This window comes from Sphingomonas sp. Root720, from assembly GCF_001428605.1.
Lineage (GTDB): Bacteria > Pseudomonadota > Alphaproteobacteria > Sphingomonadales > Sphingomonadaceae > Rhizorhabdus.
Window position 1 is genome coordinate 570,412 of record NZ_LMID01000001.1, and the last position, 24,921, is coordinate 595,332.

Here is a 24,921-nt window from a genome sequence, read left to right on the forward strand (position 1 = left end):
CATCGCGTTCGCCCCGTCCTCGATCAGATGAGGGCGGGGCGCTGACCTTGTTCGAAGAACGGGTCGAACGAGAAGCGATGGGCGGCCAGCCGGCTCCAATTCTCGCGGATCGCGTCGTCGAACAATTGCCGCATGGCGTCGGTCGCGGCCTCAGGGTCCTTGCGCGCGATGGCGCGGACGATCGCCTTGTGCCGGGTCACCTGGGTCTGCTTCATCGCCTTGGTGGTGCAGGCCTTCCAGGCCGCCCGCGTGGCGATGCGCGTGATCGGCGCGAAGGAGGCGAGGATCTGCGCGAACAGCACATTATGGCTGGCCCGCGCGATCGCGTAATGGAACTCCGCATTATATTGGGAGACGAGGTCGGGATCGTCCATGTGTACGGCGATCGCCTCGACGATGTCCTGGATTTCCTTGAGCTCCTCGTCGGTGCGCGCCGTCGCCGCCATTTCGGTAGCGCGTAGCTCGACCGTCTTGCGGACTTCCCAGACATCGAGGATTGAGATCTGCGACGTGTTGAAGCCATGGACGATCGAGGTCGCGAACAGCGAACCATCGACATGGCTGACCTTCGGCTTGCGACCGCGGGCGACATCGATGATCTGGAGTGCGCCGAGCGCACCAAACGCCTCGCGCATGACGGCCCGGCTCACGCCCAGTTCGTCGCCGAAATATTTCTCGCCCGGAAGCGTGTCGCCGGGGCGCAGGCCATTGTCCCGCATATAGTTGCCGACGGCGCGGATCGCCTGCTGGACCAGCGAGCCGCTGGACCCATGCTCGCCCGCCTCGGCCGCGGCGGACTTCGAACCGACGGCCTTGGCCGCCATACGCCCCCGCGAGACACCGCCGTCATCGGCGCGCTTGCGCGCGCTACGCCGGCCGGCCTCGGTGACGGTGGGGCTATTCATCGTTCAACTCCTACCGTTCCGCACCGCAATCCGCAACGCCACGGCTGACCACCCCGGCCAGCCGTGCCACCATCACCGCAGAGCGCCCTCGCAAGGAACTGTCATCGCGACAAAGTCCCTTCACATGTCGGACACCTTAGGAGCGACCCGACTCTGCAACAAGAGGCGATTCGCGAAAAACGCTTCGGATTTTTTTCGCATTCCCGAGCTACAGGCCGCTTGCCTTTGAAAATAAGTTATCAGATATGTTTGATGAAAGATCGCCCGCCGGGCGCTGCGAATCCACAAAGGCTGCACGAATGACCGATCCCGTCCGAGACCTGGCCCTGGCCTATCGAATCCTGGGCTCCTTCAAGATTGGCGTCGGCGTCCTCGCGCATCTGACGATGCGCGGCGCCGGCGGCTCGACGTTCTGGACCTATCAGCTCGGCCAGAGCGTCGAGGAGGTGCGAACCGCCGACCTCGTCGAGGTCGATTTCGACCTGAAACCGGTCGGCGGCCAAGGGCGGGTCAACCCAAGCCTGTCGATCCACGGCAAGATCTATTCCGCGCGACCCGACGTGCAGGCGATCATCCATCACCACGGCGCCAACGGCGTCGCGCTGGGCGCGATCGGCGCTTCGGTCATCCCCTTCGACCAGCACGCCGCGCGCTGGCATGAGGAGATCGCGCTCGCCGAAGTCTACGAAAGCCCCCTCCTCCACGGCCAGAGCGCCTCGATCGCCGACGCGCTCGGTTCGATGAAGGCGCTGCTGCTCAAGCATCACGGCGTCCTCATCACGGGAACCTGCCTGGCCGACGCGATCGTCTCCACGATCGAGCTCGACAATGTCTGCGGCGCACAGCTCAAGGCCATGGCCGCCGGCGAGGTTCAGGCCATGCCCACCGAAGAACTGGCCGACGTCAAGCAGGTCATGGGGTCCACGATCTATTATGAGGCCGCCTGGGCCTATTATTTGCGCCGGCTCAACCGCCTCGGCCTCGACCGGGGCGTCGACGACGCGACCCCGGCGGGCTTCGACGCGGTCGATGTCGATCTCGCGAGGGACTATAGCGCCAGTGTCAGGGAGCAATGATATGAGCGAAGCATGGCGCCTTTCCGCCAACGAAATGGCCCGGCAGGTCGCCGCCGGGGACATCACCTCGCGCGATCTTGTCGAGGCCCATCTCGCCCGGATCGACGTGGTCAATCCGCGCGTCAACGCGGTGGTCCGCGTCCTGCGCGACGAGGCCCTGAAGGCCGCGGGCGATGCCGATCGCAAGCGGTGGGAGGGCGCCCCGCTCGGCCCGCTGCACGGCGTCCCCTTCACGATCAAGGATTGCATCGACGTTGCCGGCTTGCCGACGACCTGGGGCACCGGCGCGCTGGCCGAGGCGGTATCCCCGGTCGACGCGCCGGTGGTGGAGAAGTTGCGCGCGGCCGGCGCCATCCCGATCGGACGCACCAACCTGCCCGACTTCGCGATGCGGCCGTCGACGGACAGCTCGCTCTACGGCCTGACCCGCAACCCCTGGGATCATGACCGGACGGCCGGCGGATCGAGCGGCGGCGACGCCGCGGCGCTCGCTTCGGGCATGACGCCGATCGGCCTGGGATCGGACCTCGGCGGCTCGCTGCGCAACCCGGCCAACGCCTGCGGCATCGTCAGCGTCCGGCCCTCCGCCGGGCGCGTGCCCCTGGCGCAGCAGGTGCCGGGGCCGGACCAGCACATCTCCAACCAGTTGATGAACGTCCAGGGCCCGATGGCAAGGACCGTCGGAGACGTCCGCCTCGTCCTCGAGGCGATCATCGGCGCACATCCGAGGGACCCCTGGGCGATCGACGCCCCGCTCGCCGGCAAGCCGCTCGGGTCGCCTGTCCGCGTCGCGGCGATGACCTCCCTGCCCGGCTCGCCGCTGGAGGGCGCCGTCGCCGACACCGTCCGCGCCGCCGCCGACGCGCTGTCGAACGCGGGTTATGACGTCGTCGAAGCCTGTCCACCGCGCTATGAGGAGGCGATCGAGACCTGGGGGCAGATCATCGTCGGCGACCAACGCTTCGGCGCCGAGGGCGTATTGCCGATCCTCAGCCCCGACACACTGCGCTATTTCAATTTCTACCTCGATGGCGTCCCGCCCTTCGCCGACTCCTTCGAGATGTCGGCGGCCTTCATCCGCCGCCACAGCATCGCGATGGATTGGGCCGCTTTCCAGGAGGACCACCCCCTCATCCTGAGCCCCACCTGGACCCGAGTGACGCCCGGTCACGATTATGACCTCGACGCCGGGAGTCTGGCGGGCCTTCTGGAGATCATCCGGCCGGTGACACCCGCCAATCTCCTCGGCCTGCCGTCGGTCTGCGTGCCGGGCCGCATCGATCCCGCGACGGGTCTGCCGATCGGCGTGCTCCTCGGGGGCCGGCGCTTCCGCGAGGACCTCTGCCTCGACGCGGCCGCCGTCATCGAAGCGGCCGCCGGGGTCACCACACCGATCGATCCCCGCTTCTGATCGATCGACAAGAGAAAGCCGCGGAGACGGAGGATGTCTCCGCGGCTTCATCCTTTCGCGATCCGGTCAGGGCCGCGCGGCGACCACATTCTCGATGGCGCCGATTCCGTCGATCTCGCAGCGCACGACATCGCCGGGCTGCAGGAAGATCGGCGGCTCCAGCGCCGCACCGACGCCGTGCGGAGTCCCCGTTGCGATCAGGTCGCCCGGCTCCAGCGTGAAGGCGGTGGAGAGATAGGCGATCTGGGCCCAGAGGTTGGCCACCATCTCGCCGGTGTTGCTGTCCTGCCGCTTTTCGCCGTTCACGAAGCAGCGCAGGCCAAGGGCGTGTGGATCGGCGATCTCGTCGGCGGTAACGATCCAGGGACCGATCGGCCCGTGGGTATCGAACGACTTGCCCATAGTGAAGGTCGGCGAATGCATCTGCCAGTCGCGCGCCGACACGTCGTTCGCCACGACATAGCCGAACACATGGCCGGGCGCTTCGGTTTCGGACACCCGCTTGGCGGCCTTGCCGATCACGACACCCAGTTCGACCTCGTAGTCCAGCTTTTCGGTGACACCGGGCTCAATCGCGTCGAACGGTCCCGAAAGGCAACTCGTCTGCTTGTTGAACCAGAGTTGATGCTGCGTCCGGGCGATACCCAGCTTGTCGGCCTCGTCGCGATGCTTGGCATAGTTCATCCCGATCGCGAGATATTTGCCGGGCCGCTCGATCGGCGCCAGCAACCGCGCGCCATCGAGCCCGACCGACACATCGCTGCGCGCCACGATAGCCGCAATCGCGTCCAGGGCTTCGGGGCCGGCCGCGATGACCTCCCTCATCGTCATCCAGCGTGCGCCTGCTGCCGCCAGATCGACGATCCCGTCGCCTTTCACCGCGCCGATGCGCGGGCCTGCCCCCGCATCATATCGAACCAGTTTCATCGTCTCTCCTCTCCTCGTCTGTGCCGGCCGGAGCTTGTCGCCCGTGCCGGAAGGTCAGTCGCCTTCGACGCTATCACGTTCCTCGCGAAGGCCGTTCCAATGGTCGACCCGCCGCTTGATCGTCACCTCGAAGCCACGCGCGTTCGGCGCGTAGAATTGGTGGCGGCCAAGCTCGTCCGGCCAATAATTCTGCGCCGAAAAGGCGTTGGGCCAGTCATGGGAATATTCATATTCCTGCTTGAAGCCCAGCGACCGGTGCAGCGTGGTCGGCGCGTTCAGGATGCGCCTCGGCGGCCGCATGTTCGGCGTCGCCTCGGCCAGCGCCATCGCCTTCTTCCAGGCCAGGTAGACCGCGTTGGACTTGGGCGCCGTGGCGACAGCGACGATGGCCTGTGCCAGCGCATATTTGGCCTCGGGCATGCCGACATGCTGGAAGGCGTCGAGCGCAGCGGTCACCACGCCCAGGATGGTGGGGTCGGCCATGGCGACCTCCTCCGACGCCATCACCAGCAACCGGCGCAGGATGAAGCGCGGATCCTCACCTGCCTGCACCAGCCGCGCGCCATAATAGAGCGCCGCGTCCGGGTCGCTGCCCCGGATCGACTTCTGGAATGCGCTGGCCAGTTCGTAATGGCCGTCGCCCTGGCGATCGTAATTGGCGATGCGCCGCGACAATATCCGTCGCAGATCGTCCGGGTTGAGCGGCTCCTCAGCCGGCGCGTCCAGCAGGTCTTCGACCATGTTGAGGAAATAGCGCCCGTCGCCGCCGGCCTGTTCGAACAGCGCGGCCCGCGCCTCCTCGGTCAGGGCGAGACGGGCCCCGACATGATCCTCGGCCCGCGCCAGCAGCTTCGCAAGGCCGTCTGCATCGAGCGAATTTAGCGTCAGCACGCGGGCGCGTGAGGTGATGCCCTTGGCGAGCGTGAACGACGGCGCCTCGGTGGTGGCGAGGATGGCGATGATCGTGCCGTCCTCCATGACCGGTAACAGCGTCTCGGTGATGTTCCGCGCCGCGCGGTGGCTTTCGTCGAGGAACAGGACGGTGCGCTTGCCTTCACCCAGCTGGCGCCGCGCCTCGGCATAGGCGGCCTTGAGTTCGGCGACCGTCACATGGGTGCCGGAAAAGGCCACGAAGCGCATTCCGACGAGATCGGCCAGCAGGCGCGACAGCGTCGTCTTGCCGGTCCCCGGCGGGCCCCAGAAGATCATCGACGCCAGCCGCCCCGCGCCGATCATGCGGGCGAGCGGCGCGTCGGCGCCGGTCAGATGCTCCTGCCCGACGACCTCCTCGATCGCCGTCGGGCGCAGCCGTTCGGCCAGCGGCCTGGCCTCGATGGTGGGGGAAGAGCCGGAAGCGAGCTCATCATCGGTGAACAGATTCATGGCACGTCCCGCGATTCCCGCCCCGCCCATCGGGGCTAGGCCGCCTTCTCGCCGAGGTTCAGCGAAAGGGAAACCGTCTCCGCGCCGAAGGCGGCCAGGCCGCGTTCGACATAGCCGATCAAAGGATCGTCGGCGACGAGCGGCGGCAGCGTCGCGATCGTGCCGATGAAGATGAACAGGCCGAGCAGGCACATGTCCGCGAAGTTCGGTTCCTGCCCGCCAAGGAAGGCCTGGCCGGCGATCGTCTCGCGCACCGGATCGAACGCGCGGCGCAGCTCGGGCAGCCGCTCGTCACGGTCGGCGACGATCGCCTCCATCGTCCGGCCGAAAAACGCCTCGCGCGATTGCCGGTAATAGCTCCGGTCCTTCAGCGTCGAGCCGTCATGCGCGTCGAGCATGTAGATCGGCAGAACATGGGTGAGGATCAGTTGCAGCAGCCACCTGTCGAAGAAGCCGACCATCGCCCGCTCGGCCGCACAAGCGAAGATCGCCGGCCGATCGGGATAGGCTGCGTCGAGATGATCGGCGATGGCGAGGCTCTCGTTCATCTGCCGATCTCCGAAGTCGATGATCGGTGCTGTCGCAAAGCGTCCGTCGAACAGCTTCGGGATGTCGGTCAGGCCCAGCATCTCGGACCGATAGGCCAGCCCCTTGCGCGCGAGCGCGAACTTGATCCGCCAGACGAACGGACTGGCCGACGATCCGTCCGCCACGCCGATCTCGTACAGGGTGATGTCCGACATCAATGGAAGGCCGCGCCCGCCATGATCGACCGAAGCTGCGTGGGCTGCCGCTTCTCCGCGCGCCGCCCGACCAGAAAGGCGATCGCAGACACCAGGCTCGAAGCCGCGCAGACGATCGCGAGCGCCGTCCCCACATTTGCCGGGCCGCCGATACCCGCCGCAACGATGCTGACCAGGCTGGGTGACAGACCGGCGCTCAGCAGGATCTGCACGACGGCCAGTACGGACACCGCGAACCCGCGCAATTCATTGGGGAGCAGGACCGTGATGAGGGTGAGCGAGACCGAGATGACCATGCTGCCGACCAGCAGAAATGCGGTCAGACAGACGCTGGCGAGCGCCGATCCCGGCGCGACCGCGAACAGGCCCAGCAGCACGCTCGCGCCCGCCAGCAGCGCCAGCAGGCTCATCGCGCGTACCACGCCCCCCGAACCCAGGCTGCGATCGGCGGCCAGTCCGCCGAAGATCGGACCGAGCAAACCGCCGACCACCAGCGCGATCCCCATAACGCCATTGGCATAGGCCGCGCTCATCCCGAAGGTGCGGGTCAACGTGGGCACCACCCAGACCAAGGTGGCGCCGTCGGCGACGCTGATCGCCACGACACCGCCGAACAGCGGCAGGATCATGCGTCGGAAGGTCCACAGCTCGATGGCGGATACGGCCAGGCTGGGCCGCTCCCGCGCGATCTCCATGCGCGGCTGTTCGCGCAGCAGCAGCGAGAGCAGGAAGACGAGCAGCAACGGGACACTCATGATCAGCGCGCCCGACCGCCACAGGTCGGTCGCGGGCAGGATCGTGACGAGCGCCCCGCCCACCGCGAACGCGACGGCCATGCCGCCGACCTGCGAGATGCCGTAGATCATGCTGCCGCGCCCGCGCCGCGACGGCGGGAACAGGTCCGCCAGCAGCGACGGCACCGTGATCGACACCGCCGCCGTCGAAAAGCCGATCAGCGCGCGCGACGCGAAGAGCAGGGTCAGGCTGTCGCTCAGCGCCGTGACCAAGGTCCCGGCGAAGCTGAGCAGGCAGAAGACCATGATCAGCCGGGCCCGGTTGAACCGATCGACCAGAAGGCCGACCGGAATGCCGCCGATGACGGCGGGAACCGCCATAGCACTGCCCAGCAGCAAGGCGACCTGGTTGTCGCTCAGCCCCATCCCCGCCTGCAGGGATTGCTGCAGCGAGTTCAGGGTCATGCGGCAGAAGAAGGACGATCCGACGATCAGCGCCAGCAAGGCCAATATCGCGCCGCGCCCGGTCGTTCGGTGCAGCGACCGAACCGGTTCGGGCGACGCCGGATGAGAGGGTCTGGCCATGCGAATATTCCCTCATCGGCGGATCGCCCGCCCGTTTCGTCCAACGAAGCGGCCGCGAGCGGCTCCCGTCGATCCGCTCGCGGCCCAGTGCCGCTAGTCTTCAGTGACAAGCCAGGCGCGGTGACGGGCGGCCTGCCGTACGGAACGCCGCCCGGCTTCGGCATCAACGATATCGGAAAGACAGCGAGACGCCATAGGTGACTGGCTGGCCCATGTAGCGGACGATGGCGTCCTGCACATAGGTGGCCGACGAGTAATAATAGGTGTTCGTGACGTTGCGTCCCCAGATCGAGGCACGCCACTTGCCGTCGTCCGCCTCGATCCCGGCCCGCAGATCGAGCCGCGCATAGGCCTTGGTCGTGAACAGCGCGAGCTCGCCGAACTGGCTGTTCGTCTTGCTCTGGTAGCTGACATTGCTGCCCAGGAAGGCGTTCAACCGCTCGCCGACCGGCCACTTATATTCGGCGTCCGAGGTGAACTGCCACTTCGGCGTGTTGGGGAAGGCTTGCCCCTTGAAGTCGCCCGGCGTGCCGAACGGGTCGACGTTGACGAAGGAGCTGGAAACCTTCGAGCTGATGTAGGTGCCCGCGGCCGAGATCTTCAGCCCGTCGACCGGAGCCGCCGTGATCTCAAGCTCGGCACCGCTCACCCGCGACTTGGGGATGTTCAGCAGCCGAAGGACGCTGCCCACGCCCGGCAGCACCACGCTGCCCAGCACCTGCTTGTTCTTGTAGTCATAGTGGAAGAGCGCACCGTTGAGCTGCAGCGCGCGGTTGAACAGCCCCGCCTTGAACCCCGCCTCATAGGCCAGCACCGATTCCTGGGTGACCGGGTTGAACGAGAGGAAGCTGTTCGCCGGGACGATCGGGAAGCTGCCGGCCTTATAGCCCTTGCTGACATTGGCGTAGATCAGCACACGCGGGGCGAGCGTCCACTGGACACCGGCGCGCCATGAGAAATTATCCTGCTTCAGGGTCGACCGCACGATGCCCGCCGTCCCCGCCTCGGTGACGGTGAAGCATTGGCCGGTCAGGACCGGCGAACCGTTGAGGATCGAGAAGATCGTCGCCGCAACGCCATCGCCGCTGTCGGCAGCGCAGCCTGAGAACTTGGTCTTGAAATCGGTATAGCGGCCACCGGCATAGACGTTGATCGCGTCGGTCAGGTCATAGTCGAAATTGGCAAAGATCGCCTTGGTGGTCGAATCCTGGTTGGTCGAGGTGGTGAAGGTCACCGGCAGCGGGACGCCGAGCAGGCCCGAGAACAGGTTCGAGACCGAGGAGATCGGGCTCGACGTCGGGTTGATCTCGCTCGTGTCGTCGTCGGCATAGTTGGCGCCGATCGTGAAATGCCCGCGATCCGCGATCGAACCGGACAGGCGCAACTCCTGCGAGATCGAGCGAAGCCGGCCGATCGTCTGGAAAAAGCTGTTGTTCACCGTGGTGCCGTCGAGGTCGACAAGCTGGTTCTCGCTGTACCGGCTGTAGGAGGTCAGCGAGGTCAGGGTCAGATCGTCTGCGACGTCGTAATCGACCCGGAAATTCGCCTGGATGAAATCGTTGTCCTTGCGATAGCTCTTGTCGGTATCGAAGTCAGCGGCGCGCGCATTGTGGGGCGCGACGGGATAGGCCGCCAGTTCGGGAACCGGGGCGGGCGTCGTCGGCCGATAGGCGATGAACTGCTGCGCCTGCGTGTCCGAATGGTCGATCCAGCGGTTCAGCGTGAAGCTGGTCTTCAGCCGGTCGCTAGGGGTCCAGTCGAGGGTCAGGCGGCCATTCCAGAAATCCTGCACGCCCAGCTTGCGGTCGGTGGTGTAGCTCTTCTGCCAGGCGTCCATGCCGTCATGCTGGACCGCGATGCGCGCGCTGAGCGTGGAACTGATCGGACCGCTGACGAAGCCGCCGATCTGATGCGCATTGAAGCGGCCATAGCTGAAATCGGCACCGGCCTGGAGGTCGCTGGTCGGCTTCGCGGCGATGAAGTTGATCGCGCCGCCCGTCGAGTTGGTGCCAAACAACGTGCCCTGCGGGCCCTTGAGGATCTCGACCCGCTCGAGGTCGAGGCCGACGCCGCGCGCCTCGCTGCTGAAGGGCAGCGGTGCCTGGTCCGCATAGACCGTGACCGTCGGCCGGCCCGCCAGCGCGATGTCGCTGAAACCGATGCCGCGCACCGTGTAGACCGGGGTGCCGACGCCCGAGTCCGCATAGGTCAGGCCGGGGGTGATCTTCACCAGGTCACGAACCTGGGTGACGCCGGCGCTGCGGAGCTGCTCGCCGGTTGCAGCGGTGATCGACATCGGGACCTTGTTGATGTTCTCCTCGCGCTTCTGCGCGGTCACCACGATCTCGTTGAGACCCGAATCCGCCGGAGCGGTCGCCTGGGCCAGAGCCGGCTGGACGGAGAGCAGCGTAGCGACGCTGAGTACGGACGAGCCAACCAGGTAACGCTTGGACTTCATTGTTCTATCCCCCTTCTCGACGCGCTCGATGGCACGGTTCTCCTGCCCACCCGAGGCTGAATGCCCGACTGGCCGTGCGTTTCGAAGGAACGCTTCGGCCAGTGAAGCGAGGTGCGCAACCATGAAGTTATCATATATGTTTCACTCGTCAAGTTGTCATATATCTCTTGTCTATGAAACGTACTTCGGCGCATATTCGCAGCGGATATGACGGGGTCGGCTCGCGGGTTTCGGCATCGACTCGCCCCCAGCACGAACCTGTGGAGACCGCCATGAAGCTCGTATGGATTGCCGAATTCGGGCCACCTGAAGCGCTACGAATCGTCGATGCCCCAGACCCGCGACCCGGCCCCGGCACCGTCGTCGTAGCGATCGAGACGATCGGGCTGGGCTATATGGATACGGCGGCGCGGCGTGGTGAAAGTTATCTGGCATCATGTCCCGGCTTCACGCCCGGCTATGAAGTGGCAGGGACCGTTATCGATACCGGGGACGGCGTCGACGGCGCATGGTGCGGCAAGCGCGTCTTCGCCGTGTTGCGGCAGGGCGGCGGTTGCGCCGAGCGGCTGGAGCTGCCGGCGGACGAACTTATTGCGCTGCCCGACCGGATATCCTGCGAGGATGCCGTCGCCGCCGGTCTCAACGCGCTCGTCGCGCAAGGCGCGATCGCCCGATTGCCGATCGCCGAGGGCGCCCATGTCCTCGTGCGAGGCGCGGGCGGCGGGATCGGCATGATGTGCGTCCAATATGCGGCGCTGCGGGGCGGCACCGTCGTCGCAAGCACCTCCTCCAGCGACCGTGGCGAACGCCTTCTCGCGCTGGGCGCCGCGTCGATCTGGAACCGGCTCGACGACGATCTGGGCGGCGCCGCCAAGTTCGAGGTCATCGTCGACACGATCATCGGGCCGGACCTGCCCGGCTTCTTCGACAGGCTCGCCACCAACGGCCATTACCTCTTCTGCGGCGGCGTGGGCGGATTGCCGCCCGCCGACTTCGGCATGAAGCTGGTCGAGCATTTTCACGCATCGCCGTCCGTGCACGCCTTCAGCCTGAATTCCGCCACGCCCGAACGGGTCGCCGCGGAGGCGGCCGTCCTGTTCGATCATATGGCGGCGGGGCGGATAAAACCCGTCATCGATTCGGTGCTGCCGATGACCGACATCGTTGCCGCGCACCGCAGGCTGGACGCCGGCCAGGCCTTTGGCAAGATCATCCTCCGGCCGGACGCAAGGCCATGATCCCGCCTCACCACTGCCCCCTCTTGGCGCGACGGTGCTCCGCGCCGAAGATCGATCAACTCTCCCCCATGGAGTCGGGACTATGACAGAAGCCAGTTTGCCGTTCGGCCTGCATGATCGGGTCGCCATCGTCACCGGCGCCGGACGCGGCATCGGGCGCGAGATCGCCCGCGTCTTCGGCCGTGCCGGGGCCCATGTCGTCGTCGCGACCCGCACCGCCGCGCCGGGCGAGGAAACCGTCCGGCTGATCGAGGCGGAAGGGGGCAGCGCCCGACTGGTCGCCGTCGACCTCGCCGACCGCGCCGCATCCTACTCGCTGGTCGAGGAAAGCGCCCGCCTGTTCGGTCGCATCGACATCGTGGTGCACAATGCCGGGGTGTTCCCCTTCGCCACCGTCGACGACATTTCCGAGGAGGACCTGGAAAACACCCTCAACGTCAACCTGAAGGCCGCCTTCTGGCTGACCAAGGCCGCCGCGCCGATCCTGCGCGCCTCGCCTTCGCCGCGCCTGCTGTTCACCTCCTCGCTCAGCGGCCCGCGTTTCTCGGCCGCGACAATGGTGCATTACGGCGCGTCCAAGGCCGGCCTCAACGGCTTCATCAAGGGCGCGGCGATCGAATATGGGCCTGATCGCATCACCGTGAACGGCGTCGAACCCGGCGTGATCCTGACCGATGCCACCCGCGCCATGGGTGGGCCCGAGCAACAGGCCACCGTCGCCGCCGCCATCCCCGCCGGCCGGCTCGGCGAGCCCGAGGACATCGCCTATGCGATGCTCTTCCTCGCATCGGACCAGGCGAGCTACATCACCGGCCAGACCATCGTCGTCGACGGCGGCATTTCGATCCGGGTGCCGGTATGACGGCAGGCAAGCGCCGGGCCGGCACCGACCTCCTCTGGTTCGACGATTTCGCCGCGGGCATCGACATCGGCGGCAACGACGCGGCGTGGAAACAGCTCGAAGCCGGGGAATTCCGTCCCGACGATGCCATCTTCACCAGCGACGGCGACGGCCTCACCATCGTTCCGAAAGGCGTCCATCCGGTCTCCGGCGAACCGGCCTTCACCCAGACGCGCGCGCCGGCCCCTCCGGAAGCCGAGATCCCCGGCGTGCTCGATCACGTCAAATGGTTCGCCTCGGTCGACCGGCGCTCCGCCGGGGGCGTGCCCGGCTTCGACACCCCGGCCGGCAGGTCGCTTCAGGTCGAGGCGTTGATGAGCGGCTGCACCTATGGCACCGAAGGCCACCCGTTCGGCGACGCGGTCGCCGATCCCCTCAACGATTTCCGGCTCGGCGCGCCCGCCTTGTTCAATCTCGATCAGGAATCGAACGTCGTCTTCGGCTTCTTCCTGACCAACAAGGGCATCTTCGCCGTCTATGAACGCGCGCCCTTCGCCCGTGCGACCTTCGGCGACTATGCCGCCTTCTCCTTCGGGATGCAGGTCGCTGCGCGGGCGCCGGACGACTGGCACAGGCTCGCCATCGCCTATGATTACGATGCCAACACCGCGCGCTGGTTGGTCGACGGGAAGCTCGTTCTCGAGGTCGACCGGGTGGGTCGCCGGCTCGATCGCCGCCACATGGCCATCGATGTCGGTGGGGAGGAGCAGGAAGTGCGGCTGAACCAGCTCGAATGCGGGCTCGGCCTGTACACGCTCATGGACGGCTCGCTCGATGGCGGCCCTGGCCTCGTCGATCTCTACGGCTATCCGATGTTCTTCGACACGAAACGCGGGGCGCCGCACCCCCAGGACTATGTCGACCCCGACAGCCTGCAGAACAGCCGACTGTTCGGCCAGGGCGCCGCGCTGCGAATCCGGAGCCATTCGGTCTCCTATCTCTAGGCCGAACGGGCAGCGGCAGCGGCCATATTCGACTCAACATATATGATATCTTTTCTGGGAGAGGACCCACATGACCAGCCGCAGATTCCGGTCGGAGATCATCCGCGAGGGCGTGGTCCGCACGACCACGCGCAGCTTCCTCTACGCCCTGGGCGAGGATGACGAGGATCTCCAGCGCCCCCATGTCGCGGTCGTCCATACCGGCGGGGAGATGAGCCCGTGCAACACCACGCTGCGAGACCAGGCACTCCACGCAAAGACCGGCATCTATGCAGGCGGCGGAACCCCCCACGAAACCCCGGTCGTGTCGGTGTCGGACGGCCTGTCGGTGGCGCATTCGGGCATGCGCTTCTCGCTGATCTCACGGGAGTTGATCGCCGACAGCGTCGAGGCGACCGTTCGCGGCCATCAATGGGACGGCGTGCTCGCGGTCGGCGGCTGCGACAAGAATATGCCCGGCCTGATGATGGGCATCGTGCGCTGCAACGTTCCCTCGGTCTTCCTCTATGGCGGTGCCGCCCTGCCCGGCCACCTCGCCGGCCGCGACGTCAACATCGTCGATACCTATGAGATGATCGGCCGGGTCCTGGCGGGCGAGGCGACGCAGGCGGAGCTGGAGGACATGGCGCGCGCTTGCCTCCCGACCGCCGGCGCCTGCGCGGGCCAATATACCGCCAACACCATGGGCATGGTGTCGGAGGCGATCGGCCTGGCCCTGCTCGGCTCCTCGATGATCCCGGCCGTCTATGCCGCCCGCGCCCCGATGGCCCGAAAGGCCGGCAAGATATTGATGCAGGCGGTGCTCGGCGGCGGACCACTGCCGCGCGACATCGTTACCCGCAAGGCGCTTGAAAATGCCTGCGCCGTGGTCGCCGCCACCGGCGGCTCGACCAACGCGCCGCTTCATCTTCCGGCAATCGCCAACGAAGCCGGCATCGATTTCGATCTGGACGATGTCGCCGAAGTGCTCGCCCGCACCCCGCTGATCGCCGACCTCAAGCCCGGCGGCCGCTTCCTGGCCAAGGACGTGTTCGAAATCGGCGGCGCACCCGTGATCCTGAAGGCGCTGCTCGACGGCGGCTATCTGCACGGCGACTGCCTGACCGTCACCGGACGGACGCTCGCCGAGGACCTGGCCGAGGTCTGCGCGCCGGACGGCGCGGTCGTGCGCGACTGCAGCGCCCCGATCGCCCCCTCGGGCGGCGTCACCGTCCTCAAGGGCAATCTGGCGCCCAACGGAGCGCTGTTGAAGACGGCGGGCCTGAAGAAGCTGGAGCATCGCGGCCCCGCCCGCGTCTTTGAATCCGAGGAGGCATGCCTCGCCGCCGTACGGGCGATGGCCTATGCCGCCGACGACGTCATCGTCATCCGCAACGAAGGACCACGCGGGGGTCCTGGCATGCGCGAGATGCTCGGCATCACCGCACTGCTTTATGGTCAGGGCATGGGGGAGAAGGTCGCGCTCATCACCGACGGCCGCTTCTCGGGCGCCACGCGCGGCATGTGCATCGGCTATATTTCGCCCGAAGCCGCCAGCGACGGGCCGATCGGCCTGGTCCAGGACGGCGATATCATCGCGATCGACGCGCGCGACGGCATCGGCACACTCCAGGTCGAACTATCTAACGGAGAGTTGGAAGCGCGCAGCGCCCTGCCCCGCCCCGCCCGTGCACGTCCGAAAGGAGGGCTGCTCGAAAAATATGCGGCCATCGTTGGACCGGCGAACAAGGGTGCCGTAACCCATAGCGGCAACGTGATATGGGAGATGGATCCTTGAACAGCCCGGCACAGCGGACCGCGAACGGCAGCATCGCATGACCGAGGCGAAGGTCGTGCTGGTGACCGGCGGTGCATCCGGGATCGGCGCCGCGACCGTGCGCCACTTCATCGCGCAGGGTTGGAACGTCGTCGTCAACTACTTCCTGGAAAACGAGACCCTAGCCGCTGAAGCGCTGGTCGACGAGGCTTCGGCCGCCGGCCTGGAGGGCCTGGCGGTGCGGGGCGACGTCGGCACTGACGCCGACTGCCGGCGCATGGCCGAGGCCGCCATGGGCCGTTTCGGGCGGATCGACGCGCTGGTCAGCAGCGCGGGCGCATCGCGGATGGTGCCGCAACATGACCTCGACGGACTCACCCTCGACGACTTCCTCCACAGCACCACGGTCAACACCGCCGGCCCGTTCCAGATCGTCCGCGCCTGCGCGCCCGCGCTGCGCGCTGCGCGGGGCGCGGTGGTGATCGTTTCCTCCTATGGCGGGATCACCGGGACGGGCTCGTCCATAGCCTATGCCGCGTCGAAGGGTGCGACCAACACGCTCACCCTGTCGCTGGCGCGCGTGCTGGCGCCCGAAGTCCGGGTCAACGCCGTCTGCCCCGCGCTCGTCGCCGACGGTTTCGTGCAGCGGCTCGATCCGGAGCTGTTCGAACGGCGCGCCGCCATCCAGCGCGACCGTGCCCCGCTCAAGAAGGTCGGCCACACCGCCGATGTCGCGGCGGACATCCACTGGCTGGTCGCCGGAGCATCGCTGATGACCGGCGCAGTGCTGATGCTCGACGCCGGGCTCCACCTCAATATGGACTGACAATCTTCTCCAAAAGATATCATATATCTTGACCTTATCGGGGCCCTCACGCTAGATCCACCGACATCGCCCCGGCATGCCGGGTGGGGCCGCCGCGCCGGCCCCCGCCCTGGCCGCTGCCGCGCTGGAGGACCCGTTCGACATGGCTGCTACGCAATATTGGCACACGATGCTGCGGATCTCGGACCCCGAGAAGACGCTTCGTTTTTTCCGGCTTCTCGGCCTCGAGCAGGTCGATCGCCACGACAATGAGGAAGCCCGCTTCTCTCTCTACTTCCTGGCCGTGATCGGCAAGGAAGACGGCCCCCAGATCGAGCTGACCCACAATTGGGACGAGCGCGATTACGGCAAGGGCCGCAATTTCGGCCACCTCTGCTTCTATGTCGACAACATATATGATACCTGTCAGCATCTTTCCGATGCGGGCGTGGTCATCAACCGACCGCCGCGCGACGGCGTCATGGCGTTCGTGAAGACGCCCGACGACATCTCGATCGAACTGGTCCAGGCCGAGAAGAAACCGCTGCCGCCGCAGGAACCCTGGCTTTCAATGTCGAACGAGGGCAGCTGGTAGGTGCTGGAGGTCGTCGGCGTCCCCGTTCTGGCCGACAATTATGTCTGGCTGATGCACGACGCGGCGAGCCGCGAGACCGTCGTCGTCGATCCGGCGGTCGATGCCCCGGTCCTCGCAGCAGCCGCGCTGCGCGGCTGGCGCATCTCGCAGATCTGGAACACCCACTGGCATGACGATCATGTCGGGGGAAATACCGGGATCAAGGCCGCGACCGGCTGCCGGATCATAGCCCCGGACGATCCCGAGCATCCGATCCCCGGCGTGGACCGCATCGTCGGCGAAGGCGACCGGGTCGGGATCGGTGCCTTCGAAGGCCATGTCCTGTCGACGCCCGGCCACACCAAGGTCCATCTGACCTATCATCTGCCCGACGCCGCAATTCTGTTCACCGGCGACACCTTGTTCGCGCTGGGCTGCGGCCGCCTGTTCGAGGGAACGGCCGAACAGATGTTCGCGAACATGCGGCGGCTGGCGGCCCTGCCGCCGGATACGGCGGTCTATTGCGCGCATGAATATACCCAGAGCAACGCCCGCTTCGCCGTCACGGTCGAACCCGACAATGCGACGCTGGCGGAACGCAGCCTGGCGATCGACGCGGCGCGGGCCGCGGGACGACCGACCGTCCCGACCACCATCGCTGCCGAACGCGACACCAACCCCTTCCTGCGTGCGGCGACCGTCGCGGCGTTCGCGTCGCGCCGGGCCGCCAAAGATGTTTTCCGCGGCTAGTTCGCGCATCGGGAGACCGCGATGATCGACCTCCACTACTGGCCGACCAACAACGGCATCAAGGTCGCCATCCTGCTCGAGGAACTCGGAATCCCCTACCGGATCGTGCCCGTGAACCTCGGCCGCGGCGACCAGTTCGCCGACGACTTTCTGGCGATCAGTCCCAACAACCGCATGCCCGCGATCGTCGACACCGAACCCAAAGGCGGCGGTGCACCGCTCAGCGTCTTCGAATCCGGAGCCATCCTCTTCTACCTCGCCGAAAAGGAGGGGCGCTTCTGGCCGCAGGACGATGCCCGCGTCCGCTATGAAGTCGTTCAGTGGGTGGTGTGGCAGGCGGCCAACCAGGGGCCCAAATTCGGCGAGCGTGGCCATTTCGCACAGGTGCCGGAAAGCGCGGGCGACCAGAGCTATGCCCGCCGGCGCTTCGACGACGAGGTACACCGGCTCTACGGCGTGCTCAACAACCGGCTCCATGATCGCCGCCACGTCGCCGGTGACGACTATACGATCGCCGACATCGCGGCCTATCCCTACACTATGGGATGGCGGCAGCAGGGCATCGACCTCGACGAGTTCCGCTATGTGAAGCGCTGGTTCGATGAGGTATCCGCCCGCCCCGCCGTGCAGCGCGGCCTTGCCCTGACGGCGGGCCCGCCCGAGGATCCCGCCAAGCTCTCGCCCGAGGAAGCGGAGCGGCGGCGCGGCATATTGTTCAACCAGCGCGCCCGGCCTGCCCCCTGAGCGTCGCTCGTATCATCGAAGCCCGCACTATGGGCCCCTAATGAAAAGGATCATCATGACGACCGACACCGAGATCGCCGCCTTCTTCGCCAGCTATGTCGAGGCCTTCGCCAACAACGATGCCGACGCGATCGCGGAACTGTGGGAGCCGGTCGGCCTGTTCCCTTCGCCGACCGGGAATTTCGCCATGGACCGGCAGGCCTTCCGCCATCATGTCGTCACCCTGCTCGATTTCTATCGCCAGCAGGGCGTCGTCACGCCGGTGGGCGAACTCCTGTCCGCCACCCTGCTCTACCCGCAGGTCGTCGAGGCCCGCATGGCCTACCGTATGCTCGGCAAAGGGGCAGAAACGATCGCTGCATGGGACCATATCTACGTTCTACGCCGCTCCGACGGCCACTGGCGCATAACACTCACAATCTCTGACGGTGAACTTGCGGCCTGGAAGGAACTGGGCGCGATTTAGGATCAGGGCCCATTGATGTGAGAGGCGCGATCTGATTCAGCTCCGTGAGGAGACCGAGGACGAGCGACCTGTAATGGCTGACGGATGAGCAGATCGCGCGTTTGCGGCCGTATTTTCCCAAGAGCCACCGCAAGCCGAGGATTGACGACCGGCGGGTGCTGAGCGGCATCGTTTTCGTCGACCGCAACCATGCTGGTGAACTGCGAGCCCTGATCCGAGTGGATCAGCGCCCGCTGCTTCGGCTTGCGCCGCCATACTGCAATGTGCAGCGCCTGCAGCACCACATCGGTGGTCTGCCGGCACTGCATCGACCTTCTGTCATGCATAATAGCCACTCGGCTGCATAGCGACCGGCACATTGCCCGCACACCAAAACGAACGCTTTCGCGACGAGGAGAAGGCCGAGCACCCAGCGCGTCTCCGCTCGCGAGAGAATCGTGGCGGCCTGCCGCTCCTCCACCGTCTGTCCGAGCATCCGATCCACGCCCTCCCGACGGTCCGATCAGCCACCGGCTGGCGCTTGGACCGGGCGAGACCGAGCGAAGCCCTAATCCGCACGGAAAATCGCCTGGTCTTCGCGGTTAGTAGCTCTTGGGGAGTCCGAGCACCTTCTCGCCGATGAAGCACAGGATGAGCTGCTCGGAAATCGGCGCGAGCCTCGTCAGCGACACTTCGCGGAACAGGCGCTCGACATGATATTCCTTGGCATAGCCGAAGCCGCCATGGGTCATCACCGCCTGCCAGGCCGCATCATGCCCGGCCCGCGCGCCGAGGAATTTGGCGGTGTTCGCCTCCGCGCCGCACGGCAGGCCGCGATCATATAACGCCGCCGCGCGCAGCGCCGTCTGCCACGCCGCTTCGAGGTACATCCAGCGTTCGGCCAGCGGATGCTGGATGCCCTGGTTCATGCCGATGGGCCGGTCGAAGACGACCCGATCGCGCGCATAATTCGCGCCACGTCCTATCGCGTCATAGCCAATGCCGATCGCCTCCGAAGCGATCAGGATACGCTCCGGATTGAGGCTGTGCAGCAGATAATCGAAGCCGCGGCCCTCTTCGCCGATGCGATCCTCCTCCGGAACGAACAGGCCGTCGATGAAGATCGCGTTCGAATCGACCGCCTTGCGGCCCATTTTGGGAATGCGGTGAACGTCGATCTTGGCGCGATCCATATCGGTGTAAAAGATCGTCATGCCGTCGGTCGGTCGGCGGCAGTCCTCGATCCGCGTCGTGCGCGTCAGCAGCAGGATCTTGTTCGCGACCTGTCCGGTCGACGTCCACACCTTCTGACCGTTGACGACATAGCCGCCCTTGGCCGTCTCCGCGAAGGTCTTGATCCGCGTCGTGTTGAGGCCGGCGTCCGGCTCGGTCACGCCGAAACAGCACTTGTCCTTCCCCGCGATCAGCCGTGGAATCCAGCGCTCCTGCTGCTCCGGCGTGCCTTTCACGACGATCGGATGCGGCCCGAACAGGTTGATGTGCACCGCCGACGCGGCCGCCATCCCGCCGCCATAGCTGGCGACTTCCCGCATCATCACGGCCGCCGCGGTCACGCCCAGCCCGGCCCCGCCGAACCGCTCGGGCATGGTGATGCCCAGCCATCCGCCTTCGGCCATCGCGCTATGGAATGCGTGCGGAAAATCGCCGTCCTCGTCACGCGCGAGCCAATATTCGTCGTCGAAACTGGCGACGACAGGGCGAACGCCCTCGCGGATCGCCTCGAGTTCGGCTTCGTTGGGAACATTATCCACGTGGCAACTCCAGACCAGCGCGTTCCCTGTCCCAGCACTGGTCGGTCCGGTGCCGATCCCGCAGATCCCGCTTCAGGACCCGGCCTGTGGGGCTTCGTGGCAGGTCGTCGGAAAATTCGATGTAGCGCGGCACGGCGAAGCGGGGCACATTCTCGAACGCCCAATGGCACAGGCTTTCCTCGGTCAGCCCCGCTCCCTGCTCGAGCACCACCGTGATCTTCACATCGTCTTCCGCCAGCTCGCTCGGCACCGCATAGGCGGTTACCTCGTGGATATTCGGATGGAGGAGAAAGGCGGATTCCAACTCCTGCGAGGAGATGTTCTCGCCACGGCGGCGAAGATAGTCGGCCTTCCGGTCGACGAAATACAGCCAGCCATTTTCGTCGATGCGCCCCAGGTCGCCGGTATGGTGCCAAAGGTTCCGGAAGCAGGCGACCGTCTCGGCTGGCTGGCCCCAATAGCCCTTGAACATGACGTCGGGCTTGCGCGGCCGGGCCGCTATCTCCCCCACCGTTCCCGCGGGCAGGGGGAGATCCTCATCGTCGAGGATCGCCAGTTCATACAGATCGGTCTCGCGGCCGGACGCCCCGACCGGCACATCTTCCCCGAGCACCGTCGAGGCGATGAAGCCCGTTTCGGTCTGGCCATAGGCGGCTCCACCGGGCGTCCTGACCCCGAAGCGATTCTTCCAGATGTCGATGAGTTCGGGCGCGAAGGGGATTGCCCAGACGGTGTGGAGCTGCCCCTTGGCGAGGAGCATCTCCTCGGTCTCCTCCATATGGGCGATGAGGTGGACCATCGAACCGAGCAGCGTGACCATCGTGGCTCGGCTTTCCAGCACCTCCGGCCAGAAGCGGGAAACTGAGAAGCGCTCTGCGATCGTGGCGCTGCCGCCGATCAACACGGAAGGGACGAGGGTCGTCGCCGTGGCATTGAAATGGAAGAGCGGCAACGGTGTGTAGAGATGGTCGTCGGGCCCGCGCTTAGTCAGGCGAAGGGCACTCTTGGCCGCCTCGCACACCTGGTTGCCGCTCAGCATCGATCCCTTGGACGGGCCGGTCGTGCCGCCGGTATACCACACGCCCATCAGCGCGGATGGGTCGGCATCCACGGGTGGAAGCTCGCGGTCCCGCTCCAGTTCGGCGAGATAGGCGGCGGGCCGTGGCCCCCCATCGGGCACGGGGCCGCGACTGATCAGCACCTCCGGCCCGCCATCGGCGACACCGGGGACGCGGGGAAGATAGTCGCCCTCCGCAATCAGGAAACGGGCGCCCGTCGCGCGCAGGGGATGGCGCAGGAATTCGCCACGCAAGGCGGTATTGAGCGGCACGTGCACCGCGCCCGCTATCGCGGTCGCGAACCAGGTGGCGGCGCAGTCCACACTATTGTCCAGCATGGTCGCGACGAAATCTCCCGGGCGCACCCCGAGTTCCATCAGCCCGGTCGCGATGCGACCCGCGCGGGTCGCGAACGCGCCGTGCGTCCACTCCGCATCGCTCGTCCGGAGCAGCAGGCGGTCCGCATAGGCCGTTGCGCCGCGCATCAAGGCGCGGACAGGTGTGTCGCGTTCGGGCAGGCTGTCGTACGCGTTGCTCATTCTAACCACCTCTCCTGGTTCGGAGCCCGGATGCGATGAGAGGAACGGTCGCCCCCGGTCCTTGCGAGCGGGGGCGGCTCCGTTTCTCGATCATGCGACATCCTGCATTGCCGCCCTTCCGGGGCGAGTCACATTATCGTTGATGGCGGACGTCACTGCGCCGGCAGTCTGGCATAGCCGCGCGGCCCCTCATAGGCCGACGGCCCGACCTCCTTGAAAAGCTCATCTTTTCGCGCCGCCAGTTCAGCCTGGGTCCAGCGGCCGTCGTTCACGATCATGTCGGAAAGGTGCGGCAGCCGGACGTGCGCGACGACCCCGCCATAAACAATGAAGGTCTGGCCGGTGACGTCCGCCGCATGATCGGTCGTGAGGAAGACGGCGAACGGCGCGATGTTGGCCGGATCCATGCCGTCGAATTTGACCGCGGCCTCGGCGAACTCGCCAGCCCTCGCCGTGCCTTCGAAGGTCGCGGTGGTCAGCCTGGTCCGCGCCCTGGGTGCGATGGCGTTGACCGTCACGCCATATCTGGCGGTTTCCTTGGCCGCGGTGACGGTGAGCCCGACGATCCCCATCTTCGCCATATTATAGTTAGATTGGCCAGCATTGCCGAACAGGCCGGATTCGCTGGTCGTGTTGACGATCGCCCGGCGAGCCTGCACCCCGGCCTTGCTCTGATCCCGGAAATAGGCGGTGGCTTCGCGCGTCATCAGGAAGTGGCCGAGGACATGAACGTCCACGACACGACGCCATTCGGCGACGTCGGCGCTGAAAACCATTGCGTCCCGCAGGATTCCGGCATTGTTGATCAGGATGTGCAGGTCGCCGAACGTATCGACGGCCTGGCGGACCAGATCCCGCGCGCCTTGTTCGTCCGCGACATTGTCGAAATTGGCGACCGCCTCTCCGCCGAACGCGCGGATTTCCTCGACCACCTCATCGGCGGGGCGGCTGTCGGAGCCGGCGCCCTGCCAACCGCCGCCGAGATCGTTGACGACCACCTTGGCCCCCTCTCGAGCTAACGCGATCGCTTCCTCGCGGCCGATGCCCCGGCCCGCGCCCGTCACGATCGCAACCCGCCCATCAAGCAAGCCCATATAACCCCTCCTCGTTCAATCCGAAGACGCACCCCTATCCGGAATCACTCTAAACTTACAAGGATAAAATATAACTATAGTTATAATGATAAGATTGGCCAGTCGGTAGTATGTGGCCGAACTGCTAAGTCGGTGATGGATGGTCGACGCCTTCCTCCTCGGCCATAGGCAATGACGATCTATCGGCCGACGTCGCACTATGTTTATAATCCTATAAAGTATGGTTGACGCAACAGGGGAGCTCGAACTAGGCTGCACCCGCCCGGCCGGAGATACCCATCCGCCGGCGAGAGCGGTGAACCGGCGAACGTTGCGACCATATTGGCCACTATCGGCCAGGTCGCCTCCACCGGGTGCTGCGAGCAACAGGAGCCGGCCTTGACCTCCTCGACCACCGACCAGACCGGAACCCCCGCATCGGGTGCCATCCCGGATGAGGACGATGCGGCAATGGCGACCATCGTCGATGCGATGCTCGCCGCCGCCGGCCTTCATCCGGAACCTGCCGATCGCGACGAGCTGATCGTGACCTATGCGATGTTCCGGCCCGCCATCGAAGCCCTCTATACCGTGCCGCAGGCTCGTTACGAGGTCCCGGCCCTTGCCTTCCAGGCCGCGCCGAAACTCAAGAAATGGTGAGCGCGATGGGCGGTGCCATCACCATCACCGGCGCTGCCCGCGCGCTGCGCGACGGGTCCACCACCAGCGTCGCGCTGACCCGGCGGGCGCTCGCCCAGGCCGACGCGCTCGATGCCCGGCTCGGTGTCTATCTGACCCGCTTCGACGAATATGCGCTCGGCCGGGCGGAAGCCGCCGACCGCGATCTGGCCGCGGGCATCGACCGCGGGCCGATGCACGGCATCCCCATCGGCATCAAGGACATCGTCGCGATGGCCGAGGGGCCGACGACCGCGCAGTCGCTCGTGCTCGACCCCGAATGGGGCGCGGGCCGCGACGCGATCGTCGTCGAACGGCTCAAGGCGGCCGGCGCGGTGATCACCGGGAAGCTGACCACGATGGAATTCGCCTGTGGCATTCCCGATCACGACAAGCCCTTCCCTATCCCACGCAACCCGTGGAACCCAGAACGATATGCCGGCGGTTCGTCGTCCGGGTCCGGCTCGGGCGTAGCATCGGGGATGATGCTCGGGGCGGTGGGCACCGACACGGCCGGGTCGATCCGCCTGCCGGCCATCTTCTGCGGCGTATCGGGACTCAAGCCGACCTTCGGTCGGGTACCCAATGCCGGCTGCACACCCATGGGCTATTCGATGGATCATGTGGGGCCCCTCGCCCGCTCGGCGCGCGACTGCGCAGTATTCCTTCAGGCGATCGCCGGAGGCGACGAGCGCGACCCTTATGCTGTCGATCTGCCGGTGCCTGACTTTTTGGCCAGCGCCCATGGGTCTCTAGCCGGCGTGCGCGTCGGCGTCGCGCGGGACCTCTTCGGTCCTGGCGACGATCCAGCCGTCCGTCCTGCGTTCGAGGCGGCTATTGCGGTGCTCGCGACGCTCGGCGCCACGGTCGTGGAGATCGTACTACCGCTCTATGACGAGATGAGCGCCGCAGCATTCCTGATCCAGACATGCGAAGGCATGGCATATCACCTGCCGGACCTGCGAAGTCGCTGGACGGATTATTTCGCCGGTTCGCGCCGGCTTCTCGGCCTTGGCGCGCTTTTCTCGGGGGCCGACTATGTTCAGGCGCAACGGGCGCGACGCGTTGCGCAGCGCGAGCTCGCAGCATTGTTCACCGGCGTCGATGTGATCGCCACGCCGGGCGCGTCACAGGCGGCGACGTTACTCTCACGGATGGAAAAGGAGGGCGCCGCGAGCCTTATCGGCGTTCTTCACACGGCCTATTGGAACGCTGTCGGCAATCCGGCGCTGACCGTCCCGATGGGCTTCAACGCCGAGGGGCTCCCGCTGTCACTGCAATTGGGCGCACGGCCGTTCGATGAAACGCTGCTCGTCCAGGTCGGTGACGCCTATCAGCAAGCGACCGACTGGCACCTTATTATCCCGCCCCTCGCGACAGGGGCCCACCACCGCTGACCCGAGGACGCCCTCAGGTGCCATG

The 24,921-nt window shown here is 66.2% G+C and carries 22 protein-coding genes and 2 pseudogenes; 14 read left to right on the forward strand and 10 right to left on the reverse strand.

Going from position 1 to position 24,921, the window contains the following annotated elements; translation table 11 throughout:
* Positions 1–23: 23 nt before the first annotated feature.
* Entirely contained in the window at positions 24–905 is an 882-nt protein-coding gene (locus ASE22_RS02645) for a FadR/GntR family transcriptional regulator (RefSeq protein ID WP_056354566.1), read from the reverse strand.
* A 299-nt stretch (positions 906–1,204) separates the two neighbouring features.
* Between ASE22_RS02645 and ASE22_RS02650 the strand changes: the two genes are divergently transcribed.
* Both ASE22_RS02650 and ASE22_RS02655 read left to right on the forward strand, forming a co-directional pair.
* Complete coding sequence (locus ASE22_RS02650; protein WP_235536522.1) at positions 1,205–1,981, forward strand: class II aldolase/adducin family protein; 777 nt, start codon at positions 1,205–1,207, stop codon at positions 1,979–1,981.
* Position 1,982: 1 nt separating this feature from the next.
* Positions 1,983–3,392: an amidase gene (locus ASE22_RS02655; protein ID WP_056354572.1), complete on the forward strand. Its 1,410-nt coding sequence runs from the start codon at positions 1,983–1,985 to the stop codon at positions 3,390–3,392.
* Between the two features lie 66 nt (positions 3,393–3,458).
* Here the strand turns inward: ASE22_RS02655 and ASE22_RS02660 are convergent, their stop codons facing one another.
* The 5 genes from ASE22_RS02660 to ASE22_RS02680 form a co-directional block, all read right to left on the reverse strand.
* Entirely contained in the window at positions 3,459–4,319 is an 861-nt protein-coding gene (locus ASE22_RS02660; RefSeq protein WP_056354575.1) for a fumarylacetoacetate hydrolase family protein, read from the reverse strand.
* 54 nt (positions 4,320–4,373) lie between these two features.
* Complete coding sequence (locus ASE22_RS02665; RefSeq protein WP_056354578.1) at positions 4,374–5,702, reverse strand: replication-associated recombination protein A; 1,329 nt, start codon at positions 5,700–5,702, stop codon at positions 4,374–4,376.
* Between the two features lie 35 nt (positions 5,703–5,737).
* Positions 5,738–6,445: a glutathione S-transferase N-terminal domain-containing protein gene (locus ASE22_RS02670; RefSeq protein ID WP_082545725.1), complete on the reverse strand. Its 708-nt coding sequence runs from the start codon at positions 6,443–6,445 to the stop codon at positions 5,738–5,740.
* Entirely contained in the window at positions 6,445–7,764 is a 1,320-nt protein-coding gene (locus ASE22_RS02675) for an MFS transporter (RefSeq protein WP_082545724.1), read from the reverse strand. Before ASE22_RS02675 ends, ASE22_RS02670 begins: the two co-directional genes overlap by 1 nt.
* 163 nt (positions 7,765–7,927) lie before the next feature.
* Complete coding sequence (locus tag ASE22_RS02680; RefSeq protein ID WP_056354581.1) at positions 7,928–10,222, reverse strand: TonB-dependent receptor; 2,295 nt, start codon at positions 10,220–10,222, stop codon at positions 7,928–7,930.
* Between the two features lie 272 nt (positions 10,223–10,494).
* Here ASE22_RS02680 and ASE22_RS02685 point away from each other — a divergent pair, with 272 nt between their 5' ends.
* The 10 genes and pseudogenes from ASE22_RS02685 to ASE22_RS25995 all read left to right on the forward strand — a co-directional run.
* Positions 10,495–11,460 carry a zinc-dependent alcohol dehydrogenase family protein gene (locus ASE22_RS02685; RefSeq protein WP_056354584.1) on the forward strand — a complete coding sequence of 322 codons (966 nt, stop codon included), beginning with the start codon at positions 10,495–10,497 and terminating at the stop codon, positions 11,458–11,460.
* An 82-nt stretch (positions 11,461–11,542) separates the two neighbouring features.
* Positions 11,543–12,322, forward strand: a complete 780-nt coding sequence (locus tag ASE22_RS02690; protein WP_056354589.1) for an SDR family NAD(P)-dependent oxidoreductase — start codon at positions 11,543–11,545, stop codon at positions 12,320–12,322.
* Positions 12,319–13,305, forward strand: a complete 987-nt coding sequence (locus ASE22_RS02695; RefSeq protein ID WP_056354592.1) for a DUF6081 family protein — start codon at positions 12,319–12,321, stop codon at positions 13,303–13,305. Before ASE22_RS02690 ends, ASE22_RS02695 begins: the two co-directional genes overlap by 4 nt.
* Before the next feature lie 70 nt (positions 13,306–13,375).
* On the forward strand, positions 13,376–15,082 hold the full coding sequence (ilvD, locus tag ASE22_RS02700; RefSeq protein ID WP_056354597.1) for a dihydroxy-acid dehydratase: 1,707 nt from the start codon (positions 13,376–13,378) through the stop codon (positions 15,080–15,082).
* A gap of 37 nt (positions 15,083–15,119) precedes the next feature.
* The gene (locus tag ASE22_RS02705) at positions 15,120–15,887 is read left to right on the forward strand and encodes an SDR family NAD(P)-dependent oxidoreductase (protein WP_056354600.1); all 768 of its coding nucleotides are present in this window, start codon (positions 15,120–15,122) and stop codon (positions 15,885–15,887) included.
* Between the two features lie 142 nt (positions 15,888–16,029).
* Complete coding sequence (locus ASE22_RS02710) at positions 16,030–16,461, forward strand: VOC family protein (protein WP_056356252.1); 432 nt, start codon at positions 16,030–16,032, stop codon at positions 16,459–16,461.
* Positions 16,462–17,190, forward strand: a complete 729-nt coding sequence (gene gloB, locus ASE22_RS02715; protein WP_056354603.1) for a hydroxyacylglutathione hydrolase — start codon at positions 16,462–16,464, stop codon at positions 17,188–17,190. It begins immediately after the preceding gene.
* A 21-nt stretch (positions 17,191–17,211) separates the two neighbouring features.
* Positions 17,212–17,934, forward strand: coding sequence for a glutathione S-transferase N-terminal domain-containing protein (locus ASE22_RS02720; protein WP_056354606.1), 723 nt, complete (start codon positions 17,212–17,214; stop codon positions 17,932–17,934).
* 55 nt (positions 17,935–17,989) lie between these two features.
* The gene (locus tag ASE22_RS02725; RefSeq protein ID WP_056356254.1) at positions 17,990–18,400 is read left to right on the forward strand and encodes an SgcJ/EcaC family oxidoreductase; all 411 of its coding nucleotides are present in this window, start codon (positions 17,990–17,992) and stop codon (positions 18,398–18,400) included.
* Positions 18,401–18,477: 77 nt separating this feature from the next.
* Positions 18,478–18,588, forward strand: a pseudogene (locus tag ASE22_RS25995) (IS5 family transposase); the annotation flags it as partial.
* A 3-nt stretch (positions 18,589–18,591) separates the two neighbouring features.
* On the opposite strand, the pseudogene ASE22_RS26610 reads toward ASE22_RS25995, so the two are convergent.
* From ASE22_RS26610 to ASE22_RS02740, 4 genes and pseudogenes are all read right to left on the reverse strand, one after another.
* Positions 18,592–18,711 (reverse strand): annotated as a pseudogene (locus tag ASE22_RS26610) (IS3 family transposase); the annotation flags it as partial.
* A gap of 270 nt (positions 18,712–18,981) precedes the next feature.
* Entirely contained in the window at positions 18,982–20,151 is a 1,170-nt protein-coding gene (locus ASE22_RS02730) for an acyl-CoA dehydrogenase family protein (protein ID WP_056354610.1), read from the reverse strand.
* Positions 20,144–21,748 (reverse strand): AMP-binding protein, encoded by a 1,605-nt coding sequence (locus tag ASE22_RS02735; RefSeq protein ID WP_056354613.1) that lies wholly within the window; start codon positions 21,746–21,748, stop codon positions 20,144–20,146. Before ASE22_RS02735 ends, ASE22_RS02730 begins: the two co-directional genes overlap by 8 nt.
* Positions 21,749–21,900: 152 nt before the next feature.
* Positions 21,901–22,842 (reverse strand): SDR family NAD(P)-dependent oxidoreductase, encoded by a 942-nt coding sequence (locus ASE22_RS02740; RefSeq protein ID WP_082545723.1) that lies wholly within the window; start codon positions 22,840–22,842, stop codon positions 21,901–21,903.
* Between the two features lie 378 nt (positions 22,843–23,220).
* Between ASE22_RS02740 and ASE22_RS02745 the strand changes: the two genes are divergently transcribed.
* The gene (locus ASE22_RS02745; protein ID WP_156397378.1) at positions 23,221–23,481 is read left to right on the forward strand and encodes a hypothetical protein; all 261 of its coding nucleotides are present in this window, start codon (positions 23,221–23,223) and stop codon (positions 23,479–23,481) included.
* A gap of 5 nt (positions 23,482–23,486) precedes the next feature.
* Entirely contained in the window at positions 23,487–24,896 is a 1,410-nt protein-coding gene (locus ASE22_RS02750) for an amidase (protein WP_056356256.1), read from the forward strand.
* Positions 24,897–24,921: the final 25 nt, after the last annotated feature.